38 protein-coding genes are annotated in these 24,335 nt (G+C 67.3%); 34 read left to right on the forward strand and 4 right to left on the reverse strand.

Annotated elements, in window-relative coordinates; translation table 11 throughout:
• Nucleotides 1–922: dTDP-4-dehydrorhamnose 3,5-epimerase family protein (locus tag MHY30_RS01570; protein ID WP_239274768.1), on the reverse strand; the 922-nt coding region annotated here is incomplete at its 3' end.
• Between the two features lie 5 nt (nucleotides 923–927).
• Nucleotides 928–1,923 (reverse strand): dTDP-glucose 4,6-dehydratase, encoded by a 996-nt coding sequence (gene rfbB / locus MHY30_RS01575; RefSeq protein ID WP_239274769.1) that lies wholly within the window; start codon nucleotides 1,921–1,923, stop codon nucleotides 928–930.
• A 130-nt stretch (nucleotides 1,924–2,053) separates the two neighbouring features.
• Between rfbB and rfbA the strand changes: the two genes are divergently transcribed.
• The 34 genes from rfbA (at nucleotide 2,054) to MHY30_RS01745 (ending at nucleotide 21,732) form a co-directional block, all read left to right on the forward strand.
• Nucleotides 2,054–2,914, forward strand: a complete 861-nt coding sequence (rfbA, locus tag MHY30_RS01580) for a glucose-1-phosphate thymidylyltransferase RfbA (RefSeq protein ID WP_239274770.1) — start codon at nucleotides 2,054–2,056, stop codon at nucleotides 2,912–2,914.
• 167 nt (nucleotides 2,915–3,081) lie between these two features.
• Nucleotides 3,082–3,297, forward strand: a complete 216-nt coding sequence (locus MHY30_RS01585; RefSeq protein ID WP_239274771.1) for a hypothetical protein — start codon at nucleotides 3,082–3,084, stop codon at nucleotides 3,295–3,297.
• Nucleotides 3,298–3,734: 437 nt separating this feature from the next.
• Nucleotides 3,735–4,043, forward strand: coding sequence for a 30S ribosomal protein S10 (gene rpsJ / locus MHY30_RS01590; RefSeq protein WP_013584016.1), 309 nt, complete (start codon nucleotides 3,735–3,737; stop codon nucleotides 4,041–4,043).
• An 8-nt stretch (nucleotides 4,044–4,051) separates the two neighbouring features.
• The gene (gene rplC, locus MHY30_RS01595) at nucleotides 4,052–4,711 is read left to right on the forward strand and encodes a 50S ribosomal protein L3 (RefSeq protein WP_239274772.1); all 660 of its coding nucleotides are present in this window, start codon (nucleotides 4,052–4,054) and stop codon (nucleotides 4,709–4,711) included.
• A gap of 4 nt (nucleotides 4,712–4,715) precedes the next feature.
• On the forward strand, nucleotides 4,716–5,378 hold the full coding sequence (gene rplD, locus MHY30_RS01600; protein ID WP_239274773.1) for a 50S ribosomal protein L4: 663 nt from the start codon (nucleotides 4,716–4,718) through the stop codon (nucleotides 5,376–5,378).
• Nucleotides 5,375–5,674, forward strand: a complete 300-nt coding sequence (gene rplW / locus MHY30_RS01605; RefSeq protein WP_022878259.1) for a 50S ribosomal protein L23 — start codon at nucleotides 5,375–5,377, stop codon at nucleotides 5,672–5,674. The genes rplD and rplW overlap by 4 nt, the downstream gene beginning before the upstream one ends.
• A 24-nt stretch (nucleotides 5,675–5,698) precedes the next feature.
• Nucleotides 5,699–6,538, forward strand: coding sequence for a 50S ribosomal protein L2 (gene rplB / locus MHY30_RS01610; protein WP_022878258.1), 840 nt, complete (start codon nucleotides 5,699–5,701; stop codon nucleotides 6,536–6,538).
• A 12-nt stretch (nucleotides 6,539–6,550) separates the two neighbouring features.
• The gene (gene rpsS, locus MHY30_RS01615; RefSeq protein ID WP_022878257.1) at nucleotides 6,551–6,832 is read left to right on the forward strand and encodes a 30S ribosomal protein S19; all 282 of its coding nucleotides are present in this window, start codon (nucleotides 6,551–6,553) and stop codon (nucleotides 6,830–6,832) included.
• Nucleotides 6,833–6,857: 25 nt separating this feature from the next.
• Nucleotides 6,858–7,256, forward strand: coding sequence for a 50S ribosomal protein L22 (gene rplV / locus MHY30_RS01620; protein WP_058623970.1), 399 nt, complete (start codon nucleotides 6,858–6,860; stop codon nucleotides 7,254–7,256).
• Nucleotides 7,256–8,014 carry a 30S ribosomal protein S3 gene (rpsC, locus tag MHY30_RS01625; protein WP_058230882.1) on the forward strand — a complete coding sequence of 253 codons (759 nt, stop codon included), beginning with the start codon at nucleotides 7,256–7,258 and terminating at the stop codon, nucleotides 8,012–8,014. Before rplV ends, rpsC begins: the two co-directional genes overlap by 1 nt.
• Nucleotides 8,014–8,433, forward strand: a complete 420-nt coding sequence (rplP, locus tag MHY30_RS01630; protein WP_022877836.1) for a 50S ribosomal protein L16 — start codon at nucleotides 8,014–8,016, stop codon at nucleotides 8,431–8,433. The genes rpsC and rplP overlap by 1 nt, the downstream gene beginning before the upstream one ends.
• Nucleotides 8,433–8,744 (forward strand): 50S ribosomal protein L29, encoded by a 312-nt coding sequence (gene rpmC, locus MHY30_RS15050; protein WP_013584007.1) that lies wholly within the window; start codon nucleotides 8,433–8,435, stop codon nucleotides 8,742–8,744. Before rplP ends, rpmC begins: the two co-directional genes overlap by 1 nt.
• Nucleotides 8,744–9,076 (forward strand): 30S ribosomal protein S17, encoded by a 333-nt coding sequence (gene rpsQ / locus MHY30_RS01640; RefSeq protein WP_022877835.1) that lies wholly within the window; start codon nucleotides 8,744–8,746, stop codon nucleotides 9,074–9,076. The genes rpmC and rpsQ overlap by 1 nt, the downstream gene beginning before the upstream one ends.
• A gap of 34 nt (nucleotides 9,077–9,110) precedes the next feature.
• Nucleotides 9,111–9,479: a 50S ribosomal protein L14 gene (gene rplN, locus MHY30_RS01645; RefSeq protein ID WP_013584005.1), complete on the forward strand. Its 369-nt coding sequence runs from the start codon at nucleotides 9,111–9,113 to the stop codon at nucleotides 9,477–9,479.
• Between the two features lie 2 nt (nucleotides 9,480–9,481).
• Complete coding sequence (gene rplX / locus MHY30_RS01650; protein WP_063256603.1) at nucleotides 9,482–9,841, forward strand: 50S ribosomal protein L24; 360 nt, start codon at nucleotides 9,482–9,484, stop codon at nucleotides 9,839–9,841.
• Between the two features lie 2 nt (nucleotides 9,842–9,843).
• A complete protein-coding gene (gene rplE / locus MHY30_RS01655) occupies nucleotides 9,844–10,434 on the forward strand; it encodes a 50S ribosomal protein L5 (protein WP_239274774.1) in 591 nt (196 codons plus the stop codon).
• A 92-nt stretch (nucleotides 10,435–10,526) separates the two neighbouring features.
• Nucleotides 10,527–10,925, forward strand: a complete 399-nt coding sequence (gene rpsH, locus MHY30_RS01660; RefSeq protein ID WP_239274775.1) for a 30S ribosomal protein S8 — start codon at nucleotides 10,527–10,529, stop codon at nucleotides 10,923–10,925.
• A 6-nt stretch (nucleotides 10,926–10,931) separates the two neighbouring features.
• Nucleotides 10,932–11,468 (forward strand): 50S ribosomal protein L6, encoded by a 537-nt coding sequence (gene rplF / locus MHY30_RS01665; protein WP_228162598.1) that lies wholly within the window; start codon nucleotides 10,932–10,934, stop codon nucleotides 11,466–11,468.
• Nucleotides 11,469–11,470: 2 nt separating this feature from the next.
• Nucleotides 11,471–11,830: a 50S ribosomal protein L18 gene (gene rplR / locus MHY30_RS01670; protein WP_022877830.1), complete on the forward strand. Its 360-nt coding sequence runs from the start codon at nucleotides 11,471–11,473 to the stop codon at nucleotides 11,828–11,830.
• On the forward strand, nucleotides 11,827–12,507 hold the full coding sequence (rpsE, locus tag MHY30_RS01675; RefSeq protein ID WP_022877829.1) for a 30S ribosomal protein S5: 681 nt from the start codon (nucleotides 11,827–11,829) through the stop codon (nucleotides 12,505–12,507). The genes rplR and rpsE overlap by 4 nt, the downstream gene beginning before the upstream one ends.
• A complete protein-coding gene (rpmD, locus tag MHY30_RS01680; protein WP_013583998.1) occupies nucleotides 12,507–12,692 on the forward strand; it encodes a 50S ribosomal protein L30 in 186 nt (61 codons plus the stop codon). The genes rpsE and rpmD overlap by 1 nt, the downstream gene beginning before the upstream one ends.
• A complete protein-coding gene (gene rplO, locus MHY30_RS01685) occupies nucleotides 12,692–13,228 on the forward strand; it encodes a 50S ribosomal protein L15 (RefSeq protein WP_239274776.1) in 537 nt (178 codons plus the stop codon). Before rpmD ends, rplO begins: the two co-directional genes overlap by 1 nt.
• Nucleotides 13,229–13,337: 109 nt before the next feature.
• Entirely contained in the window at nucleotides 13,338–14,660 is a 1,323-nt protein-coding gene (gene secY / locus MHY30_RS01690) for a preprotein translocase subunit SecY (RefSeq protein ID WP_239274777.1), read from the forward strand.
• Complete coding sequence (locus MHY30_RS01695; RefSeq protein ID WP_239274778.1) at nucleotides 14,657–15,247, forward strand: adenylate kinase; 591 nt, start codon at nucleotides 14,657–14,659, stop codon at nucleotides 15,245–15,247. Before secY ends, MHY30_RS01695 begins: the two co-directional genes overlap by 4 nt.
• A gap of 1 nt (nucleotide 15,248) precedes the next feature.
• On the forward strand, nucleotides 15,249–16,094 hold the full coding sequence (gene map / locus MHY30_RS01700; RefSeq protein ID WP_239274779.1) for a type I methionyl aminopeptidase: 846 nt from the start codon (nucleotides 15,249–15,251) through the stop codon (nucleotides 16,092–16,094).
• Nucleotides 16,091–16,792, forward strand: coding sequence for a thioredoxin domain-containing protein (locus MHY30_RS01705; protein WP_239274780.1), 702 nt, complete (start codon nucleotides 16,091–16,093; stop codon nucleotides 16,790–16,792). The genes map and MHY30_RS01705 overlap by 4 nt, the downstream gene beginning before the upstream one ends.
• A gap of 136 nt (nucleotides 16,793–16,928) precedes the next feature.
• A complete protein-coding gene (gene infA / locus MHY30_RS01710; RefSeq protein WP_013583992.1) occupies nucleotides 16,929–17,150 on the forward strand; it encodes a translation initiation factor IF-1 in 222 nt (73 codons plus the stop codon).
• 61 nt (nucleotides 17,151–17,211) lie between these two features.
• Complete coding sequence (rpmJ, locus tag MHY30_RS01715) at nucleotides 17,212–17,328, forward strand: 50S ribosomal protein L36 (RefSeq protein WP_005050492.1); 117 nt, start codon at nucleotides 17,212–17,214, stop codon at nucleotides 17,326–17,328.
• Nucleotides 17,329–17,467: 139 nt separating this feature from the next.
• A complete protein-coding gene (gene rpsM, locus MHY30_RS01720; protein WP_063256596.1) occupies nucleotides 17,468–17,842 on the forward strand; it encodes a 30S ribosomal protein S13 in 375 nt (124 codons plus the stop codon).
• A 34-nt stretch (nucleotides 17,843–17,876) separates the two neighbouring features.
• Complete coding sequence (rpsK, locus tag MHY30_RS01725) at nucleotides 17,877–18,275, forward strand: 30S ribosomal protein S11 (protein ID WP_013583990.1); 399 nt, start codon at nucleotides 17,877–17,879, stop codon at nucleotides 18,273–18,275.
• Nucleotides 18,276–18,446: 171 nt separating this feature from the next.
• Nucleotides 18,447–19,436 carry a DNA-directed RNA polymerase subunit alpha gene (locus MHY30_RS01730; RefSeq protein WP_022879045.1) on the forward strand — a complete coding sequence of 330 codons (990 nt, stop codon included), beginning with the start codon at nucleotides 18,447–18,449 and terminating at the stop codon, nucleotides 19,434–19,436.
• Between the two features lie 42 nt (nucleotides 19,437–19,478).
• Nucleotides 19,479–20,042, forward strand: coding sequence for a 50S ribosomal protein L17 (gene rplQ, locus MHY30_RS01735; protein WP_239274781.1), 564 nt, complete (start codon nucleotides 19,479–19,481; stop codon nucleotides 20,040–20,042).
• An 84-nt stretch (nucleotides 20,043–20,126) separates the two neighbouring features.
• Nucleotides 20,127–20,984 (forward strand): tRNA pseudouridine(38-40) synthase TruA, encoded by an 858-nt coding sequence (gene truA, locus MHY30_RS01740; protein WP_239274782.1) that lies wholly within the window; start codon nucleotides 20,127–20,129, stop codon nucleotides 20,982–20,984.
• Nucleotides 20,985–21,039: 55 nt separating this feature from the next.
• Entirely contained in the window at nucleotides 21,040–21,732 is a 693-nt protein-coding gene (locus MHY30_RS01745; protein ID WP_239274783.1) for an endonuclease/exonuclease/phosphatase family protein, read from the forward strand.
• A gap of 67 nt (nucleotides 21,733–21,799) precedes the next feature.
• Here the strand turns inward: MHY30_RS01745 and MHY30_RS01750 are convergent, their stop codons facing one another.
• On the reverse strand, nucleotides 21,800–22,354 hold the full coding sequence (locus tag MHY30_RS01750; RefSeq protein WP_239274784.1) for a hypothetical protein: 555 nt from the start codon (nucleotides 22,352–22,354) through the stop codon (nucleotides 21,800–21,802).
• Between the two features lie 204 nt (nucleotides 22,355–22,558).
• Nucleotides 22,559–24,316 carry a DUF4012 domain-containing protein gene (locus MHY30_RS01755; RefSeq protein WP_239274785.1) on the reverse strand — a complete coding sequence of 586 codons (1,758 nt, stop codon included), beginning with the start codon at nucleotides 24,314–24,316 and terminating at the stop codon, nucleotides 22,559–22,561.
• Nucleotides 24,317–24,335: the final 19 nt, after the last annotated feature.

The following is a 24,335-nucleotide window of genomic DNA, read 5'->3' on the forward strand; positions in this document are numbered from 1 at the left end:
CGGGGTCGGTGGGGGTGTAGGGGCCGTCTTTGGTGCCGTCGAAGACGTAGTCGCTGGAGATGTGGACGAGGGTGATGCCGTTTTCGGTGGCGATGCGGGCGAGGTGGGCGACGGCGGTGACGTTCGCGGCCCAGGCGTCGTGCCGGCCTTGGGGTGTTTCGGCGGTGTCGACTTTGGTGTAGGCGGCGGCGTTGATGATGGTGGCGTAGTCGCGCCAGCGGCGGGCGGTGGACAGGTCGGGGGAGGTCAGGTCGAGGGTGTCGCGGGTGGTGTATTCGATCCCGGGGTGTTCACCGAATTCTGCGCGGAGGGCGCGGCCGAGTTGTCCGTTCGCGCCGGTGACGAGGATCTTTTTCGGCGGCATGGGGACCACTTCGGCCAGGCGGGGGTGGTTCTTGTCCTTCTCGCTGATTTGGACGGTGTCGAGGGGGATGGGCCAGTTGATGGCGGCGGTTTCGTCGGCGAGGTTGAGGAAGGTGTAGGTCGCGGTGGGGGACCAGTGGTCGTTGACGAGGTAGGTGTAGGCGGTGTCGGGTTCGAGGGTTTGGTAGGAGTTGCCGACGCCGCGGGGCACGAAGATCGCGGTGGAGGGGTCGAGTTCGGTGGTGTAGACCGCGCCGAAGGTGTCGCCTTCGCGCAGGTCGACCCAGGCGCCGAAGATGCGGCCGGTGGCGACGGAGACGTATTTGTCCCAGGGTTCGGCGTGGATGCCGCGGGTGGTGCCGACGGCGTCGTTGAAGGAGATGTTGTTTTGCACCGGCCCGAAATCGGGTAGGTCGATCCCGGCCGCGGTCATCTTCTCCCGCTGCCAGTTCTCCTTGAACCAGCCGCGGGAATCCCCGTGCACGGGCAGGTCGAGCACGATCAGCCCCGGGATGGGGGTGGTGCGCACGGACAGGGGTTTACCGAATTCGGTGGACATGCCGGTCACTGTCCTTTGCTGGCGTAGAACGCTTCGACACCGTCTTTGGTGGGGGCCCACCACGCCTCGTTGTCCCGGTACCAGTCGATCGTCGCGGCAAGGCCGGACTCGAAGTCGCCGTAGGTGGGCGCCCACCCCAGTTCGGTGCGGAGCTTGGTGGAATCGATCGCGTAGCGCAGGTCGTGACCGGGACGGTCGGTGACCAGGTCGTACGCGTCGGTGGGCTGCCCGGTGAGCTGGAGGATCAGTTCGACGACGGTCTTGTTGTCTTTCTCGCCGTCCGCGCCGATGAGGTAGGTCTGCCCGATCTCCCCCTTGTCCAGGATGGTCAGCACGGCGGAGGAATGGTCGTCCGCGTGGATCCAGTCGCGGACGTTCTCCCCGGTGCCGTACAGCTTCGGGCGGATCCCGCGCAGGACGTTGGTGATCTGGCGGGGGATGAATTTCTCCACGTGCTGGTACGGGCCGTAGTTGTTCGAGCAGTTGCTGATCGTCGCGCGCACCCCGAACGAGCGCACCCATGCCCGCACCAACAGGTCCGACCCGGCCTTGGTCGACGAATACGGCGACGACGGGTTGTACGGGGTGGACTCGGTGAACCGGGCCGGGTCATCCAACTCCAAATCCCCGTACACCTCGTCGGTGGAGATGTGATGGAACCGCACATCATGCTTCCGCGCCGCTTCCAGCAGCGTGTACGTGCCGATGATGTTGGTGTCCAGGAACGGGCGCGGGTCATGCAACGAGTTGTCGTTGTGCGACTCCGCCGCGTAGTGCACCACCGCGTCCGCCTCGCCCACCAACGCGTCGACCACGCCCGCGTCCGCGATATCACCGACGACCAGACGCACCCGCTCCTCGGGCAGCCCCGCAAGCGATGCCCGGTTCCCCGCATACGTCAACTTGTCCAACACCGTCACCGAGTGATCAGTGTGCTCGACCACATGGTGCACGAAATTCGAACCGATGAACCCGGCACCGCCGGTCACAAGCAGACGCATGCCGCCAGACTATGGGGGGACATTACGGGCGTTCGAACACGAGGTTTCGCCGGGACGAAGTTTCCCGGGGATACTCGACGTTCACGCTTTTCGTTTGGGACTGTGGGTGCATATCGGTCAAGATGACCGCATGCGCGGAATCATCTTGGCGGGCGGCACTGGCTCCCGACTGCATCCCATCACCTTGGGGGTCTCGAAGCAGCTTGTCCCGGTGTACGACAAGCCGATGATCTACTACCCGCTGTCGACGCTGATCCTCGCCGGCATCCGCGACATCCTCATCATCACCACCCCGCAGGACTCCGAGCAGTTCCAACGCCTCCTCGGGGACGGATCCCGCTTCGGCATCTCCCTCACCTACAAGGTCCAACCCTCGCCCGACGGGCTCGCCCAAGCCTTCCTCCTCGGCGAAGAGCACATCGGCACCGACTCCGTCGCCCTCGTTCTCGGAGACAACATCTTCTACGGTCAGGGCATGGGCACCCGCCTGCGCCAGTACACCGACCTCGACGGCGGTGTCGTCTTCGGCTACCAGGTCGCCGACCCCACCGCGTACGGTGTCGTCGAGTTCGACGCCGACGGTCGCGTCATCTCCCTCGAAGAGAAGCCCGAACACCCCAAGAGCTCTTTCGCCGTCCCGGGCCTGTACTTCTACGACAACGACGTGATCGACATCGCCCGCTCCCTGAAACCATCCCCGCGCGGCGAACTGGAGATCACCGACGTCAACCGCACCTACCTCGAACAAGGTCGCCTCCGCGTCGAACTCCTCCCGCGTGGCACCGCGTGGCTGGACACCGGAACCTTCGACTCCCTCAGCGAAGCCACCGAATTCGTCCGCACCGTCGAGAAGCGCCAAGGCCTGTCCATCGGCTGCCCCGAAGAAGTCGCCTGGCGCATGGGCTTCCTCACCGATGATGAGCTCCGCCAACGCGCTGAGCCCCTCGTGAAGAGCGGGTACGGCAGGTACCTCCTCGGCTTGATCAGCTGAGGGCAGCCTCCGAGGAGCCGAAATGGCCGTGCGGGCGTCCGCATCAACGCAGGCGGCCGCACGAGTCCCAGCAAACACACCCCTCCCGCTCTTCCTCCGCCCCGTCGGACCCGGCCACAATGAACCCACGCCCGCCCCGGTCGGGCATGAGACGAAGGAGAACCGTCATGGGAGTCGACGACATCATCAACAAGGGCAAGCAGATGCTCGATCAGAACCGCGACAAGATCGAAGAGGCGCTCAAGAGCGAGAAGGCCGAGGAGGTCAGCGACAAGATCCTCAGCGGCGCGGCCGACGCCATCAAGAAGGTCGTCCCCGCCGAGCACCACGCCAAGGTCGACGAGGTGCGCGACAACGTCGACAAGAACATCGGCAACGCCTGATCCGTACTCGCTTCACGGCGCCGTCCCCGGGAATCGGGGGCGGCGCCGTCGTGTTGTGCGGGGGAGGGCTGAGGATATGCCGCACGCGACACGCCCGGGTTTGCGACACGCCCGAGCGGCCCGTAGACTATCCAGGTTCCACATTCCGGCGTGCGCTGAGCGCGCCAGGATCACTGCCAGGGCAGTGCACAGGCGGCGCGTGAGCGCAGGGTCCTGGGCCGCGGGCAGCAGAACACCACACCGAACCCCCTCATCCTTCACGGGAATCGCACGCGTGCGTGCAAGGGGCGGGCCGGATGCCATGGCATCCGGTTTGACAGCTGAACAGCGGTGCAGCATCTCTCGCGCAAGCGAGGGGAAGTGCCAGGGCGCGAGAGCGCCACCGTGCGTCCGATGCCCTTGGTCGGGTAAGACGCGAGAAAGAGAGTGAGCAGACAATGGCGGGACAGAAGATCCGCATTCGCCTGAAGTCGTACGACCACGCCGGACTGGACTCGTCCGCGCGCAAGATCGTCGACACCGTGACCCGTGCCGGCGCCACCGTGGTGGGCCCGGTTCCCCTCCCGACCGAGAAGAACGTCGTGTGCGTCATCCGGTCGCCCCACAAGTACAAGGACAGCCGCGAGCACTTCGAGATGCGCACCCACAAGCGCCTCATCGACATCATCGACCCGACGCCCAAGGCCGTCGACTCGCTGATGCGTCTCGACCTCCCGGCCGATGTCAACATCGAGATCAAGCTCTGAGGTTCGACATGGCTGACATCAACTCCAAGATCTCCAAGGGCCTCCTCGGCACCAAGCTCGGCATGACCCAGGTGTGGGACGAGAACGGCAAGCTCGTTCCCGTCACCGTCATCGAGGTCGCGCCCAACGTCGTGACCCAGCTCCGCTCGGTCGAGAAAGACGGCTACAACGCCGTTCAGATCGGCTACGGCCAGATCGACCCCCGCAAGGTGAACAAGCCCCTGTCGGCTCACTTCGAGGCCGCGGGCGTCACGCCGCGTCGTCACCTCACCGAGGTTCGCACCGCGGATGCCGCTGACTACTCACTCGGTCAGGAGCTCACCGTGGACGGCCTGTTCGAGGCCGGCCAGCTGGTCGACGTCGTCGGCACCAGCAAGGGCAAGGGCACCGCCGGTGTCATGAAGCGTCACAACTTCAAGGGTGTCTCCGCTTCGCACGGTGCGCACCGCAACCACCGCAAGCCCGGTTCGATCGGCGCCTCGTCGACCCCGAGCCGCGTCTTCAAGGGCATGCGCATGGCCGGCCGTATGGGTGGCGAGCGCGTGACCGTCCTCAACCTCACGGTGCACGCCGTCGACGCCGAGAAGGGTCTGCTGCTCGTCAAGGGCGCCGTCCCCGGCGCGCGCGGTCGCATCGTCTACGTCCGCAACGCAGTGAAGGGTGCCTGATCTCATGGCTGACTCGACTCTCGCGCTCGACGTTCGCAAGTCCGACGGCAAGAAGGCCGGCTCCGTGGAGCTGCCCGCCGCGATCTTCGACGTCAAGACGAACATCCCGCTGATCCACCAGGTCGTCGTCGCCCAGCGCGCCGCCGCCCGCCAGGGCACGCACTCGACCAAGCGTCGTGGCGAGGTCTCCGGTGCCGGCCGCAAGCCCTTCAAGCAGAAGGGCACGGGTAACGCCCGTCAGGGCTCGATCCGCGCGCCGCACATGACCGGCGGTGGCATCGTCCACGGGCCCAAGCCCCGTGACTACGGCCAGCGCACCCCCAAGAAGATGATCGCCGCCGCCCTGCTGGGTGCGCTGAGCGACCGCGTCCGCGGTGAGCGCCTCCACGTCGTGGAGTCGTTCGGCATCGAGGGCACCCCGTCCACCAAGGCCGCCGCCTCGGTGCTGTCGGGTCTGGGCGCCGTCAAGAACGTCCTGGTCGTCATCGACCGCGACGACGAGGTGACCGTCAAGAGCGTGCGCAACCTCGCGTACGTCCACGTGCTGACCTACGGCCAGCTGAACGCCTACGACGTGCTCGTCTCCGACGACATCGTCTTCACCAAGGCCGCCTACGACGCGTTCGTCGCGTCGAAGTCCGGCGCCACCGAGGAGGTCTCGGCATGACCGCCGTCAACAAGGACCCGCGCGACATCATCCTGAAGCCGGTCGTCTCCGAGAAGAGCTACTCGCTCATCGACGAGGGCAAGTACACGTTCCTCGTGGACCCCCGCGCCTCCAAGACCGAGATCAAGCTCGCGATCGAGAAGATCTTCGGCGTCAAGGTGGCCTCGGTCAACACGATCAACCGCGTGGGCAAGGCCCGTCGCACCCGCTTCGGCATCGGCAAGCGCAAGGACACCAAGCGCGCGATCGTCAGCCTCAAGTCGGGCACCATCGACATCTTCACGGCAGTCGGCTGACGGTCGGGATAGAGGACAAGAACAATGGCTATTCGCAAGTACAAGCCCACGACCCCCGGTCGCCGCGGCTCGTCGGTGGCCGACTTCGCCGAGATCACCCGATCGACGCCCGAGAAGTCGCTGCTGCGCCCGCTGTCGAAGACCGGTGGCCGCAACAACCAGGGCCGCATCACCACGCGTCACATCGGTGGCGGTCACAAGCGCCAGTACCGTCTGATCGACTTCCGTCGTAACGACAAGGACGGCATCGACGCCAAGGTCGCTCACATCGAGTACGACCCCAACCGCACCGCGCGCATCGCGCTCCTGCACTACAAGGACGGCGAGAAGCGGTACATCCTCGCCCCCAACAAGCTGCAGCAGGGCGACATCGTCGAGTCCGGTGCCGGCGCCGACATCAAGCCCGGCAACAACCTGCCGCTGCGCAACATCCCCACCGGTACCGTGATCCACGCGATCGAACTGCGTCCCGGCGGCGGAGCGAAGATGGCCCGTTCGGCCGGCGCCTCGGTGCGTCTGGTCGCCAAGGACGGCCCCTACGCGCAGCTGCGTCTGCCCTCGGGCGAGATCCGCAACGTCGACGTCCGCTGCCGCGCGACGATCGGCGAGGTCGGCAACGCCGAGCAGTCGAACATCAACTGGGGCAAGGCCGGCCGCAAGCGCTGGAAGGGCGTCCGCCCGACCGTCCGTGGTGTCGCCATGAACCCGGTCGACCACCCGCACGGTGGTGGTGAGGGCAAGACGTCCGGTGGTCGTCACCCCGTTTCGCCGTGGGGTAAGGCCGAAGGCCGCACCCGCCACGCGAACAAGGAAAGCGACAAGCTGATCGTCCGCCGTCGCACCGCCGGCAAGAAGCGCAAGTAGGAGTAGAGGAAGATGCCTCGCAGCCTTAAGAAGGGCCCCTTCGTCGACGAGCACCTGCTTCGCAAGGTCGTCTCGCAGAACGAAGCCGGCACCAAGAACGTCATCAAGACCTGGTCGCGCCGTTCGATGATCATCCCCGCCATGCTGGGACACACCATCGCCGTGCACGACGGTCGCAAGCACATCCCCGTGTTCGTGACCGAGACCATGGTCGGCCACAAGCTGGGCGAGTTCTCGCCCACCCGCACCTTCCGCGGCCACGTGAAGGACGACAAGAAGGGCCGCCGCCGCTGACGCGGGGGCGCAAGAGGAGAGAGAAATGGTGGAGTCCATCGCACGCGTGCGACACATCCGCGTGACCCCTCAGAAGGCTCGTCGTGTCGTCGCTCTCATCAAGGGCAAGCAGGCCGAAGAGGCCCTCGCGATCCTGAAGTTCGCGCCGCAGGGCGCGAGCGAGCCGATCTACAAGCTCGTCGCCTCGGCGATCGCGAACGCTCGCGTCACCGCCGACAAGACGAACGAGTACCTGGATGACGCCGACCTGTACGTGAAGAACGCGTACGTCGACGAGGGCACGACGCTCAAGCGTTTCCAGCCCCGCGCACAGGGTCGCGCCTTCCAGATCAAGAAGCGCACGAGCCACATCACGGTCGTGCTCGCGACGCCGGAAGACGCTGCTGCGGCCCCGGCTCGCGCCAACAAGAAGGCGAGCAAGTAATGGGACAGAAGGTCAACCCGTACGGCTTCCGCCTCGGCATCACCACCGACCACGTGTCGCGGTGGTTCTCCGACTCGACGAAGCCCGGACAGCGCTACGCCGACTACCTCGCCGAGGACATCAAGATCCGTCGCCTGCTGACCACCTCGCTCGACCGCGCGGGCGTCAGCAACATCGAGATCGAGCGCACGCGTGACCGCGTCCGCGTCGACATCCACACCGCCCGCCCGGGCATCGTGATCGGTCGCCGCGGCGCCGAGGCCGAGCGCATCCGTGCCGACCTCGAGAAGCTCACCGGCAAGCAGATCCAGCTGAACATCCTCGAGGTCAAGAACCCCGAGGCCGACGCTCAGCTGGTCGCCCAGGGTGTCGCCGAGCAGCTCTCCGCCCGTGTGGCCTTCCGCCGCGCGATGCGCAAGGGCCTGCAGGGCGCGCAGCGTGCCGGCGCCAAGGGTGTCCGCATCCAGGTGTCGGGCCGCCTCGGCGGCGCCGAGATGAGCCGCTCCGAGTTCTACCGCGAAGGCCGTGTGCCCCTGCACACCCTGCGCGCGAACATCGACTACGGCTTCTACGAGGCCAAGACGACCTTCGGCCGCATCGGCGTGAAGGTCTGGATCTACAAGGGCGACCTCACGAACAAGGAGCTCGCCCGCGAGCAGGCCAACGCCCCGAAGTCGCGCGGTCGTGACGACCGTGGCGGCGACCGTCGTCGTGGCCCTCGCAATGAGGCCCCCGTGGCAGAAGGAGCGTCGGCGTAATGCTCATCCCCCGCAAGGTCAAGTACCGCAAGCAGCACCACCCCGGCCGCTCGGGCCAGGCCACCGGTGGCACCCAGGTGTCGTTCGGTGAGTTCGGCATCCAGGCCCTCACCCCCGCCTACGTGACCAACCGTCAGATCGAGTCCGCTCGTATCGCCATGACGCGTCACATCAAGCGTGGTGGAAAGGTGTGGATCAACATCTACCCCGACCGTCCCCTCACCAAGAAGCCCGCCGAAACCCGCATGGGTTCCGGTAAGGGTTCCCCCGAGTGGTGGGTCGCAAACGTCAAGCCGGGTCGCGTCCTCTTCGAGGTCGCCGGTGTCAACGAGCAGCTCGCTCGTGAAGCACTGACCCGTGCCATCCACAAGCTGCCGCTCAAGGCACGCATCATCAAGCGCGAGGAGGGCGACGCGTAATGGCGATCGGCACCAAGCAGCTCGCCCCGAGCGAGCTCGACACGTTCGAAGACCAGCGCCTCGTCGAGGAGCTGCGCAAGGCCAAGGAAGAGCTGTTCAACCTGCGCTTCCAGTCGGCCACCGGCCAGCTCGAGAGCCACGGCCGCATCCGCGCCGTCAAGCGTGACATCGCGCGGCTGTACACCGTGATCCGCGAGCGCGAGCTCGGCATCCGCGCCACGCCGGCCCCGGTCGAGGCGACGAAGGCGAAGAAGAGCAAGGCGAAGAAGGCGGATGCCGCTGACGACGCCGCGAAGGAAGAGGCGGAGTAATGGCTACCGCGAAGAAGGCAGAGGCCGAGGCGCAGGTCGCCGGCCACGAGCACGCCGCCAACGACGTGCGCGACGAGAACGCCCGCGGTTACCGCAAGGCGCGTCGCGGCTACGTCGTCAGCGACAAGATGGACAAGACGATCGTCGTCGAGGTCGAAGACCGTGTGAAGCACCCGCTTTACGGCAAGGTCATCCGCCGCACGTCGAAGGTCAAGGCCCACGACGAGACGAACTCGGCCGGCATCGGCGACCTGGTCGTCATCAACGAGACCCGTCCGCTGAGCGCCACCAAGCGCTGGCGCCTGGTCGAGATCCTCGAGAAGGCCAAGTAAGCCTCGCGGCTGCTTGGAACCCAAGGAGTAACAAGTGATTCAGAACGAATCCCGGCTGAAGGTCGCCGACAACACCGGCGCCAAGGAGCTGCTGACCATCCGTGTCCTCGGCGGCTCCAACCGCCGGTACGCGGGCCTGGGCGACGTCATCGTCGCCACGGTCAAGGACGCCATCCCCGGTGGAAACGTCAAGAAGGGCGACGTGGTCAAGGCCGTCGTCGTCCGTGTGGTCAAGCAGACCCGTCGTCCCGACGGCTCGTACATCAAGTTCGACGAGAACGCCGCCGTGATCCTGAAGAACGACGGGGAGCCCCGCGGCACCCGTATCTTCGGGCCGGTCGGTCGTGAGCTTCGCGACAAGAAGTTCATGAAGATCGTCTCGCTCGCCCCGGAGGTCATCTGATCATGGCGAAGATCAAGAAGGGCGACCTGGTTCAGGTCATCTCGGGCGCCAAGCCCGAGCGCGGCGGAGACCGCGGCAAGCAGGGTAAGGTCCTCGAGGTCCTCACCGAGCAGAACCGCGTCATCGTCGAAGGCGTGAACTACGTCACCAAGCACAACCGCGTCGGCCAGTCCCAGCGCGGCACCAAGACCGGTGGCATCGAGACGTTCGAAGCCCCGATCCACATCTCCAACGTCGCGCTCGTCGACCCCTCGACCAAGAAGCCGACCCGCGTCGGCCACCGCGTCGAGGAGCAGGTCAAGGACGGCGTCAAGCGCACCGTCCGCGTGCGCTACGCGAAGAAGTCAGGCAAGGACCTCTGAATATGAGCACCGTGACTGCCGCGGAGGCTGGCAAGATCCAGCCCCGCCTGAAGCAGAAGTACAACACCGAGATCAAGAAGGCTCTGCAGGACGAGTTCGGCTACGCCAACGTCATGCAGATCCCCGGCCTGGTCAAGGTCGTCGTCAACACCGGTGTCGGCGAGGCTGCTCGCGACAGCAAGGTGATCGATGGTGCGGTCGACGACCTCACCAAGATCACCGGTCAGAAGCCCATCGTCACCAAGGCCCGCAAGTCCATCGCGCAGTTCAAGCTGCGTGAGGGCCAGGCCATCGGTGCGCACGTCACCCTCCGCGGCGACCGTGCGTGGGAGTTCATCGACCGCCTCGTCAACCTCGCTCTGCCCCGCATCCGCGACTTCCGCGGTCTGTCGGCCAAGCAGTTCGACGGCCACGGCAACTACACCTTCGGTCTCCAGGAGCAGTCCGTGTTCCACGAGATCGATCAGGACCGCATCGACCGCGTGCGTGGTTTCGACATCACGATCGTCACCACCGCCAAGACCGACGACGAAGGTCGCTCGCTGCTCCGCCAGCTCGGCTTCCCCTTCCAGTCGGGCGACGCTCAGGCCTGAGCCCCCGGGCCCCCGGGATCCCGGGGGCCTTTCATCGAAGGTCGCCTGTCGTGTAACGGCAGTCGAAACCTCATGATCGAAAGAAGCAACACATGACGATGACAGACCCGGTCGCAGACATGCTGACCCGTCTGCGCAACGCGAACTCGGCGCACCACGACTCCGTGTCGCTGCCGAGCTCGAAGCTCAAGACGCACATCGCCGAAATCCTCAAGCAGGAGGGTTACATCGCCGACTGGTCCGTTTCGGACGCCCGCGTCGGCCAGACCCTCACCATGACGCTGAAGTACGGCCCGAACCGCGAGCGGTCGATCGCCGGCATCAAGCGCGTCTCCAAGCCCGGCCTCCGCGTGTACGCGAAGTCCACCGAGGTCCCCACGGTCCTCGGCGGTCTGGGCGTGGCCATCCTGTCCACCTCCTCCGGTCTTCTCACCGACCGTCAGGCCGAGCAGAAGGGCGTCGGCGGGGAAGTCCTCGCCTACGTGTGGTGATCTGACATGTCGCGTATCGGACGTCTTCCCATCGACATCCCCGCCGGTGTCACCGTCACGGTGAACGGCCGGGAGGTCGCCGTCAAGGGCCCCAAGGGCGAGCTCACGCTCACCGTGGCATCCCCCCTCGAGGTGTCGGTCGAAGAGAACCAGGTTCTCGTCACCCGCCCCGACGACGAGCGCGAGTCGCGGTCGCTCCACGGCCTGACCCGCACGCTCATCAACAACAACATCATCGGTGTCACCCAGGGCTACTCCAAGGGCCTCGAGGTCGTCGGCACGGGTTACCGCGTGGCGCAGAAGGGCAGCTCGGTCGAGTTCGCCCTCGGCTTCTCGCACCCCGTCCTGATCGACCCGCCCGCGGGCATCACCCTCACGGTCGAAGGCAACAACAAGCTCACCGTGAGCGGCATCGACAAGCAGGCCGTCGGCGAGGCCGCCGCCAACATCCGCAAGATCCGCAAGCCCGAGCCCTACAAGGGCAAGGGTGTGCGGTACGCGGGTGAGGTTGTGCGCCGCAAGGCCGGAAAGAGTGGTAAGTAGCCATGGCTATCAAGACAAAGTCCGCCGCCCGCGCGCGTCGCCACGCTCGTCTGCGCAAGAAGGTCGTGGGTACGGAGCTCCGTCCCCGTCTCGTCGTGACGCGCTCGGCCCGCCACGTCTTCGTCCAGCTGGTCGACGACAGCAAGGGCCACACCGTGGCCTCGGCCTCGACCCTCGAGGTCGACCTGCGCTCGTTCGACGGTGACAAGACCGCCAAGGCCCGCAAGGTCGGCGAGCTCGTCGCCGAGCGTGCCAAGGCCGCCGGCTTCTCGGACGTCGTGTTCGACCGCGGCGGTAACCGTTACGCCGGTCGTGTCGCCGCGATCGCCGAAGGCGCCCGCGAAGGAGGGCTGAACCTGTGAGTGACAACAAGGAGACCGAAGTGACCGAGCAGACTGCACCGACCGAGGGTGCGGCTGGGTCCCAGGCGCCCGCCGAGCGTGAGCGCGAGCCGCGTCGCGGTGGTCGCGAGCGCAACGCCAACCAGCGCGACCGTGGTTCGCGCGACCGCAACGAGAGCCAGTTCCTCGAGCGCGTCGTGACGATCAACCGCGTCTCGAAGGTGGTCAAGGGTGGTCGTCGCTTCAGCTTCACGGCGCTCGTCGTCGTGGGTGACGGCAACGGTGTCGTGGGCGTCGGTTACGGCAAGGCCCGCGAGGTTCCCCTCGCCATCTCGAAGGGTGTCGAGGAAGCCAAGCGCAACTTCTTCCGCGTCCCCCGTTCCGGCTCGACCATCCCCCACCCCGTCCAGGGTGAGGCTGCCGCCGGTGTGGTGCTCCTGCGCCCCGCCGCCGCCGGTACCGGTGTTATCGCCGGTGGTCCCGTCCGCGCCGTCCTCGAGTGCGCCGGCATCCACGACGTCCTCTCGAAGTCGCTCGGTTCGTCGAACACGATCAACATCGTGCACGCGACCGTCGAGGCTCTGAAGTCGCTCGAGGAGCCCCGTGCCGTGGCCGCCCGCCGCGGTCTGGAGTTCGACCAGGTCGCCCCGGCCCGCCTCGTGCGCGCCGAGGCCGCCGCTCAGAAGGTAGGTGCCTGATGGCCGAGCGTCTGAAGGTCACGCAGATCAAGTCCAAGGTGAGCGAGAAGCAGAACCAGCGTGACACGCTGCGCTCGCTCGGTCTCAAGCGGATCGGCGACTCCGTCGTCCGTCCCGACGACGCGCAGACGCGCGGTTACGTCAAGACCGTCGCCCACCTCGTCAAGGTTGAGGAGATCGACTAATGGCTGACAAGAAGGACGAGACCGCCACGGTCGACGCCCCGAAGAAGGCTCCGGCCCGCAAGACGGCCGCCAAGAAGGATGCCGCTCCCGCGGCGCGCCCCGGCGTGCTGAAGGTGCACCACCTGCGTCCGGTCCCCGGCGCTCACACCGCGAAGACCCGCGTGGGTCGCGGTGAGGGCTCCAAGGGTAAGACCGCCGGTCGCGGTACCAAGGGAACCAAGGCCCGCTACCAGGTCAAGGTCGGCTTCGAGGGTGGGCAGATGCCGCTGCACATGCGCACCCCGAAGCTCCGCGGCTTCAAGAACCCGTTCCGGGTCGAGTACCAGGTCGTGAACCTGGACAAGCTCGCCGAGCTCTACCCGCAGGGCGGCGACGTGACCGTCGTCGACCTCGTGGCCAAGGGCGCCGTGCGCAAGAACGAGAAGGTCAAGGTGCTCGGCACCGGCGACATCTCGGTCGCGCTCAACGTCACGGTCGACAAGGTCTCCGGCTCCGCTGAGCAGAAGATCGTCGCCGCCGGCGGCACCGTCAACTGACATCGCACCCGGGAAGGGGCCGACGGCCGTGTGGCCGTCGGCCCCTTCTGCGTTAGTCTGAATCGGTGTGCGCCTCGTCGCGCGCCGAGATCGTTCTGGAGGACCTCCCTTGTTCAGCGCCATCGCGCGGGTTTTTCGCACGCCTGACCTGAGGCGGAAGATCGCCTTCACGCTGGGCATCATCGCCATTTACCGGCTAGGTGCCCACGTGCCGACGCCCTTCGTCGATTTCCCGAACGTTCAGCGCTGTCTCGCGCAGTCCGGGAGCACCGAGGGCCTGCTGTCGCTCGTCAACCTGTTCTCGGGTGGCGCGCTCCTCCAGCTGTCGATCTTCGCCCTGGGCGTCATGCCCTACATCACCGCGACGATCATCGTGCAGCTGCTGCGCGTGGTCATCCCGCACTTCGAGACGCTGTACAAGGAAGGCCAGGCCGGCCAGGCCAAGCTGACTCAGTACACGCGCTACCTCACGATCGCGCTGGCGCTGCTGCAGTCGACCACCCTCGTCACGGTGGCCCGCTCCGGCCAGCTCTTCGGCACCGGCGGTGCCCCCGAGTGCCAGCAGCTGCTCACCAACGACATCTGGTGGGCCCAGCTCCTCATGATCATCACCATGACCGCCGGCACGGGCCTGGTCATGTGGTTCGCCGAGCTCGTCACCGAGCGTGGCGTCGGCAACGGCATGTCGATCCTCATCTTCACCTCCATCGCCGCGACCTTCCCCGGGGCGATGCTCGCGATCCTGAACTCACGCGGCGTGGAGATCTTCCTCCTCGTTCTCGCCGTCGGCATCCTGGTCGTCGGACTCGTCGTCTTCGTCGAGCAGTCGCAGCGCCGCATCCCCGTGCAGTACGCCAAGCGCATGGTCGGACGCCGCACCTACGGCGGCACCAACACCTACATCCCGATCAAGGTGAACATGGCCGGTGTCGTGCCGGTGATCTTCGCGTCGTCGCTGCTGTACATCCCTGCCCTCATCGCGCAGTTCAACCAGCCGCAGGTGGGTCAGGAGCCGGCGGCGTGGGTGACCTGGATCTCGCAGTACCTCACGCGCGGCGACCACCCGCTGTACATGCTCGTGTACTTCCTGCTGATCGTCGGCTTCACGTACTTCTACGTCGCGATCACCTTCAACCCGGTCGACGTCGCCGACAACATGAAGAAGTACGGCGGCTTCATCCCGGGCATCCGCGCCGGCCGCCCGACCGCCGAGTACCTCGACTACGTGCTGACGCGGATCACGCTGCCCGGATCCATCTACCTCGGCCTGGTCGCGCTGCTTCCGCTCGTGGCGCTCGCGACGGTCGGTGCCAACCAGAACTTCCCGTTCGGCGGCGCGTCGATCCTCATCATCGTCGGCGTGGGACTCGAGACGGTGAAGCAGATCGACGCGCAACTCCAGCAGCGTCACTACGAGGGGCTTCTGCGATGAGCGCGCGTCTTCTGATCGTCGGACCGCAGGGCTCCGGTAAGGGAACGCAGGGCGTCCGCGTCGGCGAAGCGTGGGGGATCCCCGTGGTGTCGACCGGTGACGTCTTCCGCGCCAACGTGGCCGAGGGCACCGAGCTGGGACTGCAGGTCAAGTCGATCATCGACGCCGGCAGCCTCGTGCCCGACGAGCTCACCAGCGCGGTCGTCCGCGACCGCCTCGCCCAGGCGGATGCCGCCGAAGGATTCCTCCTCGACGGCTACCCCCGCAACGTCGCTCAGGTGATGCACCTCGACGAGTTCCTCGAAGGGCGCGACGAACAGCTCGACGCGGTCATCGCCCTCGTCGTCCCGCGTGAGGAATCGCTGTCGCGACTCACCGCCCGCGCTGCGGAGCAGGGCCGCGCCGACGACACCGAAGAAGCGATCGCCACGCGCCTGGAGATCTACGAGCGCGAGACGGCTCCGATCCTCGACGTGTACCGCACTCGCGGCATCGTCGACGAGATCGACGGCGTCGGCGCGCTCGACGACATCACCGCACGCATCTTCGCCGCGCTCGAGGCGCGGGGGCTGCGACCGGCGCACTGACGTGGTGCTGCGCTCCTCGATCTACAAGAAGCCCGCGCACCTGCGCGCGATGGTCGAACCGGGGCTCATCACGGCCGCGGCCCTGGACGCCGTTCGCGCGCTGATCGCTCCCGGAGTCACGACCCTCGAGCTGGATGCCGCGGCCTCCCGTGTCATCACCGCGCGCGGCGCGAAGTCGAACTTCCAGATGGTGCGCGGCTACCGCCACACGATCTGCGCGTCCGTGAACGAGCAGGTGGTGCACGGCATCCCGAACGACCGTCCGCTCGTGGCCGGCGACCTGCTCTCCATCGACGCCGGCGCGGAGTACGCCGGCTGGAACGGGGACTCCGCGTTCACCGTCGTCGTGCCGGGCGACGCACCCGAAGAGCTCGTCGCCCCGCGCCGGCGACTCTCCGAGGTCACCGAGGGCTCGCTGTGGGCCGGCATCGCGGCCCTGAGCCGCGCGTCGCACCTCGGCGAAGTGGGCGCGGCGATCGAGGACTACATCGAGGCCAACGCCCCCGAGGGCGGTTACGGCATCCTGCGCGACTACGTCGGTCACGGGATCGGCCGCAAGATGCACGAATCTCCGAGCATCTTCAACTATCGGGTGCCGGAGCGCGGCGCCGAGGTGCGGCCGGGACTCGCCGTCGCGATCGAACCGATGGTCGTCATCGGCGACCAGGAGACCCTCGTCGAGGACGACGGATGGACCGTCTCGACGGTCGACGGCACAGCCGGCTCTCACTGGGAACATAGCGTCGCGGTGCACGATGGGGGCATCTGGGTCCTCACCGCTCCCGACGGCGGTGCGGAGAAGCTGGCACCCTTCGGCGTGGTGCCGAAGGAGATCGACGGAAGATGATGTCTGCGGTGCGCAAGTCCACGAACTGGTTCGCTCTCGGAGTGACGGCGGCCGCGGTGGTCATCGTCCTGGTCATCGGGGGAGTGGTCTGGTTCGCCAACAGCCAGGCGAACTCGCCGGGCACCGTTCCCGAATCCTCGGCGGTCGACCCCGACACCGGTGCCATCGCCGTCGGATCGGGTGAGCAGACGGTCGATACGTACGTCGACTTCATGTGCCCGGTGTGCAACTCGTTCGAGCAGGCCTACGGTCCGACGCTGCAGCAGCTCGCCGACGACGGCACCATCACCCTCAACATCCACCCGATCGCCATCCTCGACCGGCAGTCGCAGGGCACCGCGTTCTCGACCCGCGCCGCCAACGCCGCGTATTGCGTCGCCGTCGACGACCCCGCCAACGTGACCGCGTTCGTCAAGGCGATGTACGCCCAGCAGCCCAGCGAAGGAACCGCGGGTCTGGACGATGCCGCCATCGCCACGATCGCGAAGAATGCCGGGGCCTCGGATGCCGTCACATCCTGCATCAGCGACGGCACGTACTCCCGGTTCGTCGCTGCGGTCACCGAGAAGACGCCCCTTCAGGCGGATGTGAGCTCGATCTCCACGCCGACGATCGCGATCAACGGCACCGTGCTCGCCAATCGCACGGACCTCACCGGCGACCCGCAGAAAGACATCGTCGAGCGTCTGAACGGCTGACCGAGAGCGGCAAGTTGCCGCATCGCGCTCTACCACGTATGCTTGATCTTTGGTGCGTTGCGCCTTTATTGGCGTGTCGTTGCACCACCCCCATCCACCGCAGACCGGCCGGTCTGCAATGAGCGTGAGCGAGTTTATGGCGAAGAAAGACGGTGTCATCGAGATCGAGGGCACGGTGTCCGAGGCACTGCCCAATGCGATGTTCCGTGTCGAACTGACCAACGGTCACAAGGTGCTCGCCACCATCTCGGGAAAGATGCGACAGAACTACATCCGCATCATCCCCGAGGACCGCGTCGTCGTCGAGCTGAGCCCCTACGACCTCACGCGCGGTCGCATCGTCTACCGCTACCGCTGAGCCGGCCGAGAAGTAACGAACCGCGCGAGCGGATCGAAGACAGCGAACAGGAATCACCCCCATGAAGGTCAACCCCTCCGTCAAGCCCATCTGCGACCACTGCAAGGTGATCCGTCGCCACGGGCGCGTCATGGTGATCTGCAAGAGCAACCCGCGTCACAAGCAGCGCCAGGGCTGAGTCCGTACGGGCTCGACGACCGACTTCCAACTGAATACACAACGGCAGGATCAGAACCCGCACGGCGGGGGACACCTCGGGGCGGAGGCCCGGGCACCGATCCTGCTCCACACCTCCACGACACTCTGAGGAGAGCCGCATGGCACGTCTAGCCGGCGTCGACATCCCGCGCGACAAGCGCGTGGTGATCGCACTTACCTACATCTACGGCGTGGGCCGTACCCGCTCCACCGAGATCCTCACCGCGACCGGCATCAGCCCGGACGTCCGCGTCAAGGACCTCACCGACGACCAGCTGGTCGCGCTCCGCGACCACATCGAGGGCACCTACAAGGTGGAGGGTGACCTCCGTCGCGAGGTGGCCGCCGACATCCGCCGCAAGGTCGAGATCGGTTCCTACGAGGGCCTGCGCCACCGCCGCGGCCTCCCGGTGCGCGGTCAGCGCACGAAGACGAACGCGCGTACCCGCAAGGGACCCAAGCGCACCGTCGCCGGCAAGAAGAAGGCGCGCTAGGCCTCCGCCGGCGCAGGATCCAGGAGAACCGCACATGGCACAGGCCAAGTCCGCCGCGCGCAAGCCGCGCCGCAAGGAGAAGAAGAACATCGCCGTGGGTCAGGCCCACATCAAGTCGACGTTCAACAACACCATCGTTTCGATCACCGACCCGTCCGGGGCCGTCATCAGCTGGGCCTCGTCCGGCGGAGTCGGCTTCAAGGGCTCGCGCAAGTCGACGCCGTACGCCGCCGGCATGGCCGCGGAGTCCGCTGCCCGCCAGGCGCAGGAGCACGGCGTCAAGAAGGTCGACGTCTTCGTGAAGGGTCCGGGTTCGGGCCGCGAGACCGCGATCCGCTCGCTGACGGCTGCCGGCCTCGAGGTCGGCTCGATCCAGGACGTGACGCCGCAGGCGCACAACGGCTGCCGTCCGCCGAAGCGCCGCCGCGTCTGACGCATCGTTCCCGGGGAGTGCTCGTCGCTCCCCGGGAACGCTCGCGCTTTCGCGCACCCAGGCATTGCGGATGCCACGGCCCCCGGGCGCGTGGCATCCGGCGAGTACAACTCAACACCTCACCCCATTACACGTGTCATATAGCGGGCACGTGATCGAAAGGAACACATAGTGCTCATCGCACAGCGTCCCACTCTGACCGAGGAGAAGATCGGGGAGTTCCGCAGCCGTTTCGTCATCGAGCCGCTCGAGCCCGGCTTCGGTTACACGATCGGCAACGCGCTGCGTCGCAGCCTCCTCTCGTCGATCCCCGGCGCGGCCGTCACGAGCATCCGCATCGATGGCGTCCTGCACGAGTTCAGCACCATCCCGGGCGTGAAGGAAGACGTCACCGAGATCATCCTGAACATCAAGCAGCTCGTGGTCTCGAGCGAGCGCGACGAGCCCATCACCGCGTACCTGCGCAAGACGGGTGCCGGCGAGGTCACGGCGGCCGACATCTCCGCTCCCGCGGGCGTCGAGGTGCACAACCCCGAGCTGGTCATCGCCACGCTCAACGACACCGCGAAGTTCGAGCTCGAGCTCACCATCGAGCGTGGCCGTGGCTACGTGTCGGCGACCCAGAACCGCAACGAGTACGCCGAGGCGGGCCAGATCCCGATCGACTCGATCTACTCGCCCGTGCTCAAGGTCAGCTACCGCGTCGACGCGACCCGCGCCGGTGAGCGCACCGACTTCGACAAGCTCGTCCTGGACGTCGAGTCGAAGCCGTCGATCGCTCCCCGCGACGCCGTGGCCTCGGCCGGCCGCACGCTCACCGAGCTGTTCGGTCTCGCCCGCGAGCTGAACGTCGAGGCCGAGGGTATCGAGATCGGCCCCGCCCCGGTCGAGACCGTCCTCTCGAACGAGCTGTCGATGCCGATCGAAGACCTCGACCTCTCGGTCCGCTCGTACAACTGCCTCAAGCGCGAGGGCATCAACACCGTCTCCGAGCTGGTCGCCCTCTCCGAGACGCAGCTGATGAACATCCGCAACTTCGGTCAGAAGTCGGTCGACGAGGTGCGCGACAAGCTCACCTCCCTCGGCCTGTCGCTCAAGGACTCGGTGCCCGGCTTCGACGGCGCTCAGTTCTTCGGCGGCTACGACGACGAGACCGTCTGACCCGTCGGACCCGACCGAACCTTCCCACTGGAGTAACACGACATGCCCAAGCCCACGAAGGGTCCCCGCCTCGGCGGCGGCCCGGCCCACGAGCGCCTGCTTCTCGCGAACCTCGCCGCGGCCCTGTACACCCACAAGTCGATCAAGACGACCGAGACGAAGGCCAAGCGCCTCCGTCCGCTCGCTGAGCGCCTCATCACGTTCGCGAAGCGGGGTGACCTCCACGCCCGCCGCCGCGTCCTCTCGGTGATCGGTGACAAGGAGGTCGTGCACACCCTCTTCACGGAGATCGCTCCGCTGGTCGCGGACCGCGACGGTGGCTACACCCGCATCACCAAGGTCGGAAACCGCAAGGGTGACAACGCCCCCATGGCCGTGATCGAGCTCGTCCTCGAGCCCGTCAGCAAGAAGCCGTCCGCCTCGAAGGCTGCCGCCGCACCCGCTGCCGCGGCTCCCGCCGAGGACGAGGCTCCCGCCGAAGAGACCGCCGCTGAGGAGACCCCGGCCACCGACGAGACCGCCGACGCCGGCGCCGAGTCGCCCGAGGAGGGCGCGGCCGCTGAGGCTGCCGCCGCCGACGCGGTCGAGGACGACGCGAAGGCGTAACTCCTCTCCCTCTCGCACCGAGGCCCTCTCCCAGCCGGGAGGGGGCCTCGGTCGTTGCGGCGCCCGGGCGATTAGGCTGAGTGGGTGCGTATCCGCCTCGACATCGCCTACGACGGCACGCACTTCCGCGGGTGGGCACGTCAACCGGGCTTACGTACCGTGCAGGGCACCCTCGAAGACGCGCTCACGCGAATCCTCGGCGGTGAACCGCGTCTCGTGGTGGCGGGACGAACGGATGCCGGTGTGCACGCCTCGGGGCAAGTGGCGCACGTCGATCTCGACGACGCACAGACGGCACGTCTTCCGCGTCGGCGACGCGACGGCGACGAAGTCGACGCGGTGGCGGCGCTCGCGGGTCGCGTGAGGGGTGTCCTGGGCGCCTACCCCGATGTCACCGTCACCCGTACCGTCGAAGCCCCGGACGGCTTCGACGCCCGCTTCTCGGCCACATGGCGCCGTTACGTCTACCGCATCGCCGATCTGACGACCGGCTACGACCCCCTCGAGCGCGCCCGCACCACGACGGTCAAGGCGCACCTCGACGTGGAGGCGATGGATGCCGCTGCCCGCAGCCTCATCGGCCTCCATGACTTCGCGGCCTACTGCAAGGCCCGGGAAGAGGCGACGACCATCCGGACGCTGCTCGAGTTCGACTGGCATCGGGACGCGGCGGGCGCGGTGATCGCCCACGTCCGCGCCGACGCCTTCTGCCACAGCATGGTGCGTGCGCTGGTCGGGGCGTGTGTGGCCGTGGGGGAGGGGAGGATTCCTCCGCTCGCGGTCGTGGACATCCGCGACGCGGGGCTCCGCACACCGGACACGAAGGTGTTGGCCGCTCGTGGGCTCGTGCTCGCCGAGGTCGGCTACCCCGTCGACGAGCTTCTGGCATCCCGTGCCGAACAGACGCGGAATCGGCGCGACGCGGACGACATCGGTTCCTGAGCGTTTGGCAACCCTCGCGGGGCGGGGGGATCCGTCGCCTTAGGCTGGCGGAGTCATGAAGGTCATCTCGTACAACCTGCGCAAGCATCGCGCGGCGGGGGAGCTCGCCGCCCTCGTCGACGCCCACGCGGCCGACGTCCTCTGTCTTCAGGAGTACGACACCCGCGAGATCCCCGCAGAGATCTCGGGGCTGCGGCTGGCGGAGGCGACCCAGCGCAATCGACTGGGTCTTGCGGTGTACTACCGCGAGAACACCTTCCGCGCGGTCGACGTGCGCTCCATCTCGCTGAAGAAATCGCTGCACGACTACGTGCTCAAGCCCGCCGAGGAACGCATGCTCGGCGTTCGTCTGCGGGACATCGACGACGGCCACGAGATCATCGTGGCGTCGTTCCACGCCGCGCCGCTCACGGCGCTGAACTCGCTCCGGCGACATCAGATCCGCGCTGCTTTGAGCGAGCTGCAGAACCTCGGACCGGGACTGCCCACGCTCATGGTCGGCGACTACAACTACCCGGTCTTCAAGGAGAACCTCGGGCAGGCCGTCCGCGACCAGGGCTACGAGCTCACTCTGAGCGACTCCCGCACCTACACCCGGTACCGCTTCTTCCGCGGCCACTACGACTTCGCCACGTCGATCGGTTTCGACATCGCACACATCCGAACCCTCCCCCAGGGGCTCAGCGACCACCTCCCGATCCTCATCACCGCGGACGTCGCGGGAGGTCGGCTCGCCGCGACGTCCTGAGCCGGGCGGGAACGGCGGAAGCGAGGGCCGTCGTCAGACGACCCTCGCTTCCGAGGTACCGATGCGGTCAGGCGGCGGTACGACGACGGCGCACGGCGGCTCCCACGCCCACCGCTGCTCCGGCGACGACAAGAGCGCCACCGGCGATCCACAGCCCCGCGGCGCTGTCGGAGTTGAAGCCCGTGACCGCGAGACCGGCCTTCGACGGCGGCTTCGTTCCCGCGGGGGTCACCGTGATGCTCGTTCGCAGGACGACACCGCTGGTGACGCCCGTGAACGTGAGGTCGTACTTGCCGCTGGCGTTCTGCGGGAAGAGGATCGGCACGTTGAGCTTGCCCTGCACGGCACGCGTGGTCAGCATGGTGTTCGTCTCGATGGCCGTCTTGATGAAGGCGAGCCTCGCGCCGTTGGCGTTCTCGCCCGTGATTGTGATGCGGATGTCTTCAGAGGCGTTGAACGGTGCGCGGTCGGTGGTGAACGTGCTCGTGTTGTTCGGGGCGATGGTCGCGGGAGTCGCGATGACCACTGCAGGGTCGGGGTAGGCGTGTGCGGCCGTGGGGGCCATCAGCGCGACGGCCACCAGCGAGAGAGCTGCAGCGGCACGGAGGATCGAGTTCTTCATGGGGTCCCCATATCGATGGCGGGTTGGGCCGGGTCAAGGAAGCGCGAACGTCTCGCGGGAAACGGCGCGTGCGTGAACAGTCTTTCGGCGCCCCGCCGAGTGGTCCTTTTCCGCCGGGGCCCTTTCATGCCTGAGGCGGCAAGAAATCACCTGTCTCTCCGTGCGACACTGCGGCCGAGAGAGCGAGCGAGGCGCGTGACGGTGCTAGCCCGCGTCCGCGCACGAGGGCGCCTCGGTGGCAGCCGCGACCGCGGGTAGCATGGGGGTCGTCACCGTCTCCAGCCTCGGCGTCCGAGGCGTGGCGACGGTGAGGTCGAGCGTCGCGGATTGGCCGGGCGCCACCCGCACCGACCACTTGAGCACCTCATGGCCGCGGTCCTGAGCACGGACGAAACCCGAGGGGTCCGCGTCCCCGGTGACGGTGTTGTCCTGAAGCAGGGCGCCCGTCGGTAGGTAGACGTAGACGCCGGTGAGCGTGTGGCCCGGGGGCACGCCATACGCGCCCCCGCCGGTGACGTACTCCGGCAGGGTGGCCGGGTCGGGAGCGTCATTGCGCAGCGTGACGCGGAGCATTGCGGTGCCATCCGAGCACCACGTCGTCGCGGTCCCGAGCCGCATGTAGTAGTCCATCTTCGAGCCGGTGCCGTCGTTCACGTAGACGCCGAGCGTCGTGGCGCCGTCGCCCGAACCAGGGAGGCCCCCCTGCAGCGTCGAGCCGTCGAGGACCGCCTGCTCCTGCGAGTCCGCACTCCAGACGAGGAGGCGCCGCTCTCGGCCCGAACGGTCCAGCGCCTCGACCAGGGCGCGAGGCTCGAGGTCTCCGGCAGCCAGCGCCCCGAAGACGGCGCTCGTCGCCGACTGGAAGAAGGCATCCTGCTGCTTCGGGTCGGAGTAGCGGCGATACACCTCGTCCAGGAGCAGCGGCACAGTGTTCTCGCTCGTGAGTACATCACCCGAGGGCAGGCTCACCGGTCCCGTCGTCGTGAGCAGATACGACAGCGCGACGGGGTCGACGGCGATCACACCGTCGACCTCGGTCCCGTGCTGCTGACGCCACATCTCCCGTGCCAACGGTGCCCCGGCGGCGAAGTCGGGCAGCTGCGTCACGTTCTGGACGTACCGCGCCGGTCGCTCATCGAACAGTGGGCGTAGGCCTTCGGGCACATCGGCGACCGGTTCACCGCCGGCATCGCGGAAATCCGTCGACGAGGCCTGTGCGGTGAGCGTGATCCTGCCCTGATCCGTGTTGAGCTGCGCGACGGCTCCGACCACTCCGCCGAGCGACCGCCACTCGGCGCTGTTCTGGAACAGCACCAGGTAGGACCGCGGTCCGTCGGCGCCGAGCATGGCGGGAAGCAGGCGGGTCGTCCGATGCAGCGCGTCGGCGTCGGCGCGCGCCCGTGCGAACAGCTCATGAGCGCGCGTGACCTGATCGGCGAGCGCGGGGAGGACGTCGCGGAGCTCGACCGCGGACAGCCGGGACGTCGCATCCGTCAGGGCCACTGTCGCCCTGTCAGCCGCGGGCTCCCACGAGGCGAGCAGCTCGACGTCGTAGCCGCCGTCGCTCGTGCGCAGCGACCCGGAGGAGAGGGCGGATGCCGCCGCGCCCACCGGCTCGAGAGCCGCGAGGGCCCCGTCGGCGGCGCCGGCGAGCTCGGCGATCGCCGTCAGCTGTGGTCCCGCCCAGGGGAGCGAGCCGGCGGCGGCCCATACGGGGTCGCTCGTCAGGGCGCGCGCGGCGGCCATGTCGTCTCGGGCGGCGGCGAGGTCGTCGGCCCACACGGTCGGGTCGTTGTCCGAAGAGCCCACCCCCACGAGAACATCGCGCGCAGCGTCGAGATGCTGGTACGCCATCGCGCCGCGCACCGCGATCCACGCGGCTCCCGCAGCGCCGATGAGGAGCAGCACCGTCGTGAGTGTCAGCAGCGCGCGCTCGGCGCCACGACGTGAACGATTTTTCACGCGAGCACAATAACGTCTC

Source organism: Microbacterium sp. ACRRU (assembly GCF_022346945.1).
GTDB classification, from domain to species: domain Bacteria; phylum Actinomycetota; class Actinomycetes; order Actinomycetales; family Microbacteriaceae; genus Microbacterium; species Microbacterium mcarthurae.

What these genes read in the sequence shown, in the direction of transcription:
- rpmD (WP_013583998.1), top strand. Translation starts at nt 12,507, where the DNA reads ATGGCCGAGCGTCTGAAGGTCACGCAGATCAAGTCCAAGGTGAGCGAG.
- rplV (WP_058623970.1), top strand. Translation starts at nt 6,858, where the DNA reads ATGGTGGAGTCCATCGCACGCGTGCGACACATCCGCGTGACCCCTCAG.
- rpsM (WP_063256596.1), top strand. Translation starts at nt 17,468, where the DNA reads ATGGCACGTCTAGCCGGCGTCGACATCCCGCGCGACAAGCGCGTGGTG.
- infA (WP_013583992.1), top strand. Translation starts at nt 16,929, where the DNA reads ATGGCGAAGAAAGACGGTGTCATCGAGATCGAGGGCACGGTGTCCGAG.
- rplD (WP_239274773.1), top strand. Translation starts at nt 4,716, where the DNA reads ATGGCTGACTCGACTCTCGCGCTCGACGTTCGCAAGTCCGACGGCAAG.
- rpsJ (WP_013584016.1), top strand. Translation starts at nt 3,735, where the DNA reads ATGGCGGGACAGAAGATCCGCATTCGCCTGAAGTCGTACGACCACGCC.
- MHY30_RS01745 (WP_239274783.1), top strand. Translation starts at nt 21,040, where the DNA reads ATGAAGGTCATCTCGTACAACCTGCGCAAGCATCGCGCGGCGGGGGAG.
- rfbB (WP_239274769.1), bottom strand. Translation starts at nt 1,923, where the DNA reads ATGCGTCTGCTTGTGACCGGCGGTGCCGGGTTCATCGGTTCGAATTTC.
- MHY30_RS01585 (WP_239274771.1), top strand. Translation starts at nt 3,082, where the DNA reads ATGGGAGTCGACGACATCATCAACAAGGGCAAGCAGATGCTCGATCAG.
- rfbA (WP_239274770.1), top strand. Translation starts at nt 2,054, where the DNA reads ATGCGCGGAATCATCTTGGCGGGCGGCACTGGCTCCCGACTGCATCCC.
- rpsQ (WP_022877835.1), top strand. Translation starts at nt 8,744, where the DNA reads ATGGCTACCGCGAAGAAGGCAGAGGCCGAGGCGCAGGTCGCCGGCCAC.
- rplQ (WP_239274781.1), top strand. Translation starts at nt 19,479, where the DNA reads ATGCCCAAGCCCACGAAGGGTCCCCGCCTCGGCGGCGGCCCGGCCCAC.
- rplF (WP_228162598.1), top strand. Translation starts at nt 10,932, where the DNA reads ATGTCGCGTATCGGACGTCTTCCCATCGACATCCCCGCCGGTGTCACC.
- rplR (WP_022877830.1), top strand. Translation starts at nt 11,471, where the DNA reads ATGGCTATCAAGACAAAGTCCGCCGCCCGCGCGCGTCGCCACGCTCGT.
- rplW (WP_022878259.1), top strand. Translation starts at nt 5,375, where the DNA reads ATGACCGCCGTCAACAAGGACCCGCGCGACATCATCCTGAAGCCGGTC.
- MHY30_RS01695 (WP_239274778.1), top strand. Translation starts at nt 14,657, where the DNA reads ATGAGCGCGCGTCTTCTGATCGTCGGACCGCAGGGCTCCGGTAAGGGA.
- rplE (WP_239274774.1), top strand. Translation starts at nt 9,844, where the DNA reads ATGAGCACCGTGACTGCCGCGGAGGCTGGCAAGATCCAGCCCCGCCTG.
- rpmC (WP_013584007.1), top strand. Translation starts at nt 8,433, where the DNA reads ATGGCGATCGGCACCAAGCAGCTCGCCCCGAGCGAGCTCGACACGTTC.
- rpmJ (WP_005050492.1), top strand. Translation starts at nt 17,212, where the DNA reads ATGAAGGTCAACCCCTCCGTCAAGCCCATCTGCGACCACTGCAAGGTG.
- rpsS (WP_022878257.1), top strand. Translation starts at nt 6,551, where the DNA reads ATGCCTCGCAGCCTTAAGAAGGGCCCCTTCGTCGACGAGCACCTGCTT.
- MHY30_RS01750 (WP_239274784.1), bottom strand. Translation starts at nt 22,354, where the DNA reads ATGAAGAACTCGATCCTCCGTGCCGCTGCAGCTCTCTCGCTGGTGGCC.
- MHY30_RS01705 (WP_239274780.1), top strand. Translation starts at nt 16,091, where the DNA reads ATGATGTCTGCGGTGCGCAAGTCCACGAACTGGTTCGCTCTCGGAGTG.
- rpsH (WP_239274775.1), top strand. Translation starts at nt 10,527, where the DNA reads ATGACGATGACAGACCCGGTCGCAGACATGCTGACCCGTCTGCGCAAC.
- rpsC (WP_058230882.1), top strand. Translation starts at nt 7,256, where the DNA reads ATGGGACAGAAGGTCAACCCGTACGGCTTCCGCCTCGGCATCACCACC.
- rplO (WP_239274776.1), top strand. Translation starts at nt 12,692, where the DNA reads ATGGCTGACAAGAAGGACGAGACCGCCACGGTCGACGCCCCGAAGAAG.
- rplX (WP_063256603.1), top strand. Translation starts at nt 9,482, where the DNA reads ATGGCGAAGATCAAGAAGGGCGACCTGGTTCAGGTCATCTCGGGCGCC.
- rplB (WP_022878258.1), top strand. Translation starts at nt 5,699, where the DNA reads ATGGCTATTCGCAAGTACAAGCCCACGACCCCCGGTCGCCGCGGCTCG.
- rpsK (WP_013583990.1), top strand. Translation starts at nt 17,877, where the DNA reads ATGGCACAGGCCAAGTCCGCCGCGCGCAAGCCGCGCCGCAAGGAGAAG.
- rplP (WP_022877836.1), top strand. Translation starts at nt 8,014, where the DNA reads ATGCTCATCCCCCGCAAGGTCAAGTACCGCAAGCAGCACCACCCCGGC.
- rplC (WP_239274772.1), top strand. Translation starts at nt 4,052, where the DNA reads ATGGCTGACATCAACTCCAAGATCTCCAAGGGCCTCCTCGGCACCAAG.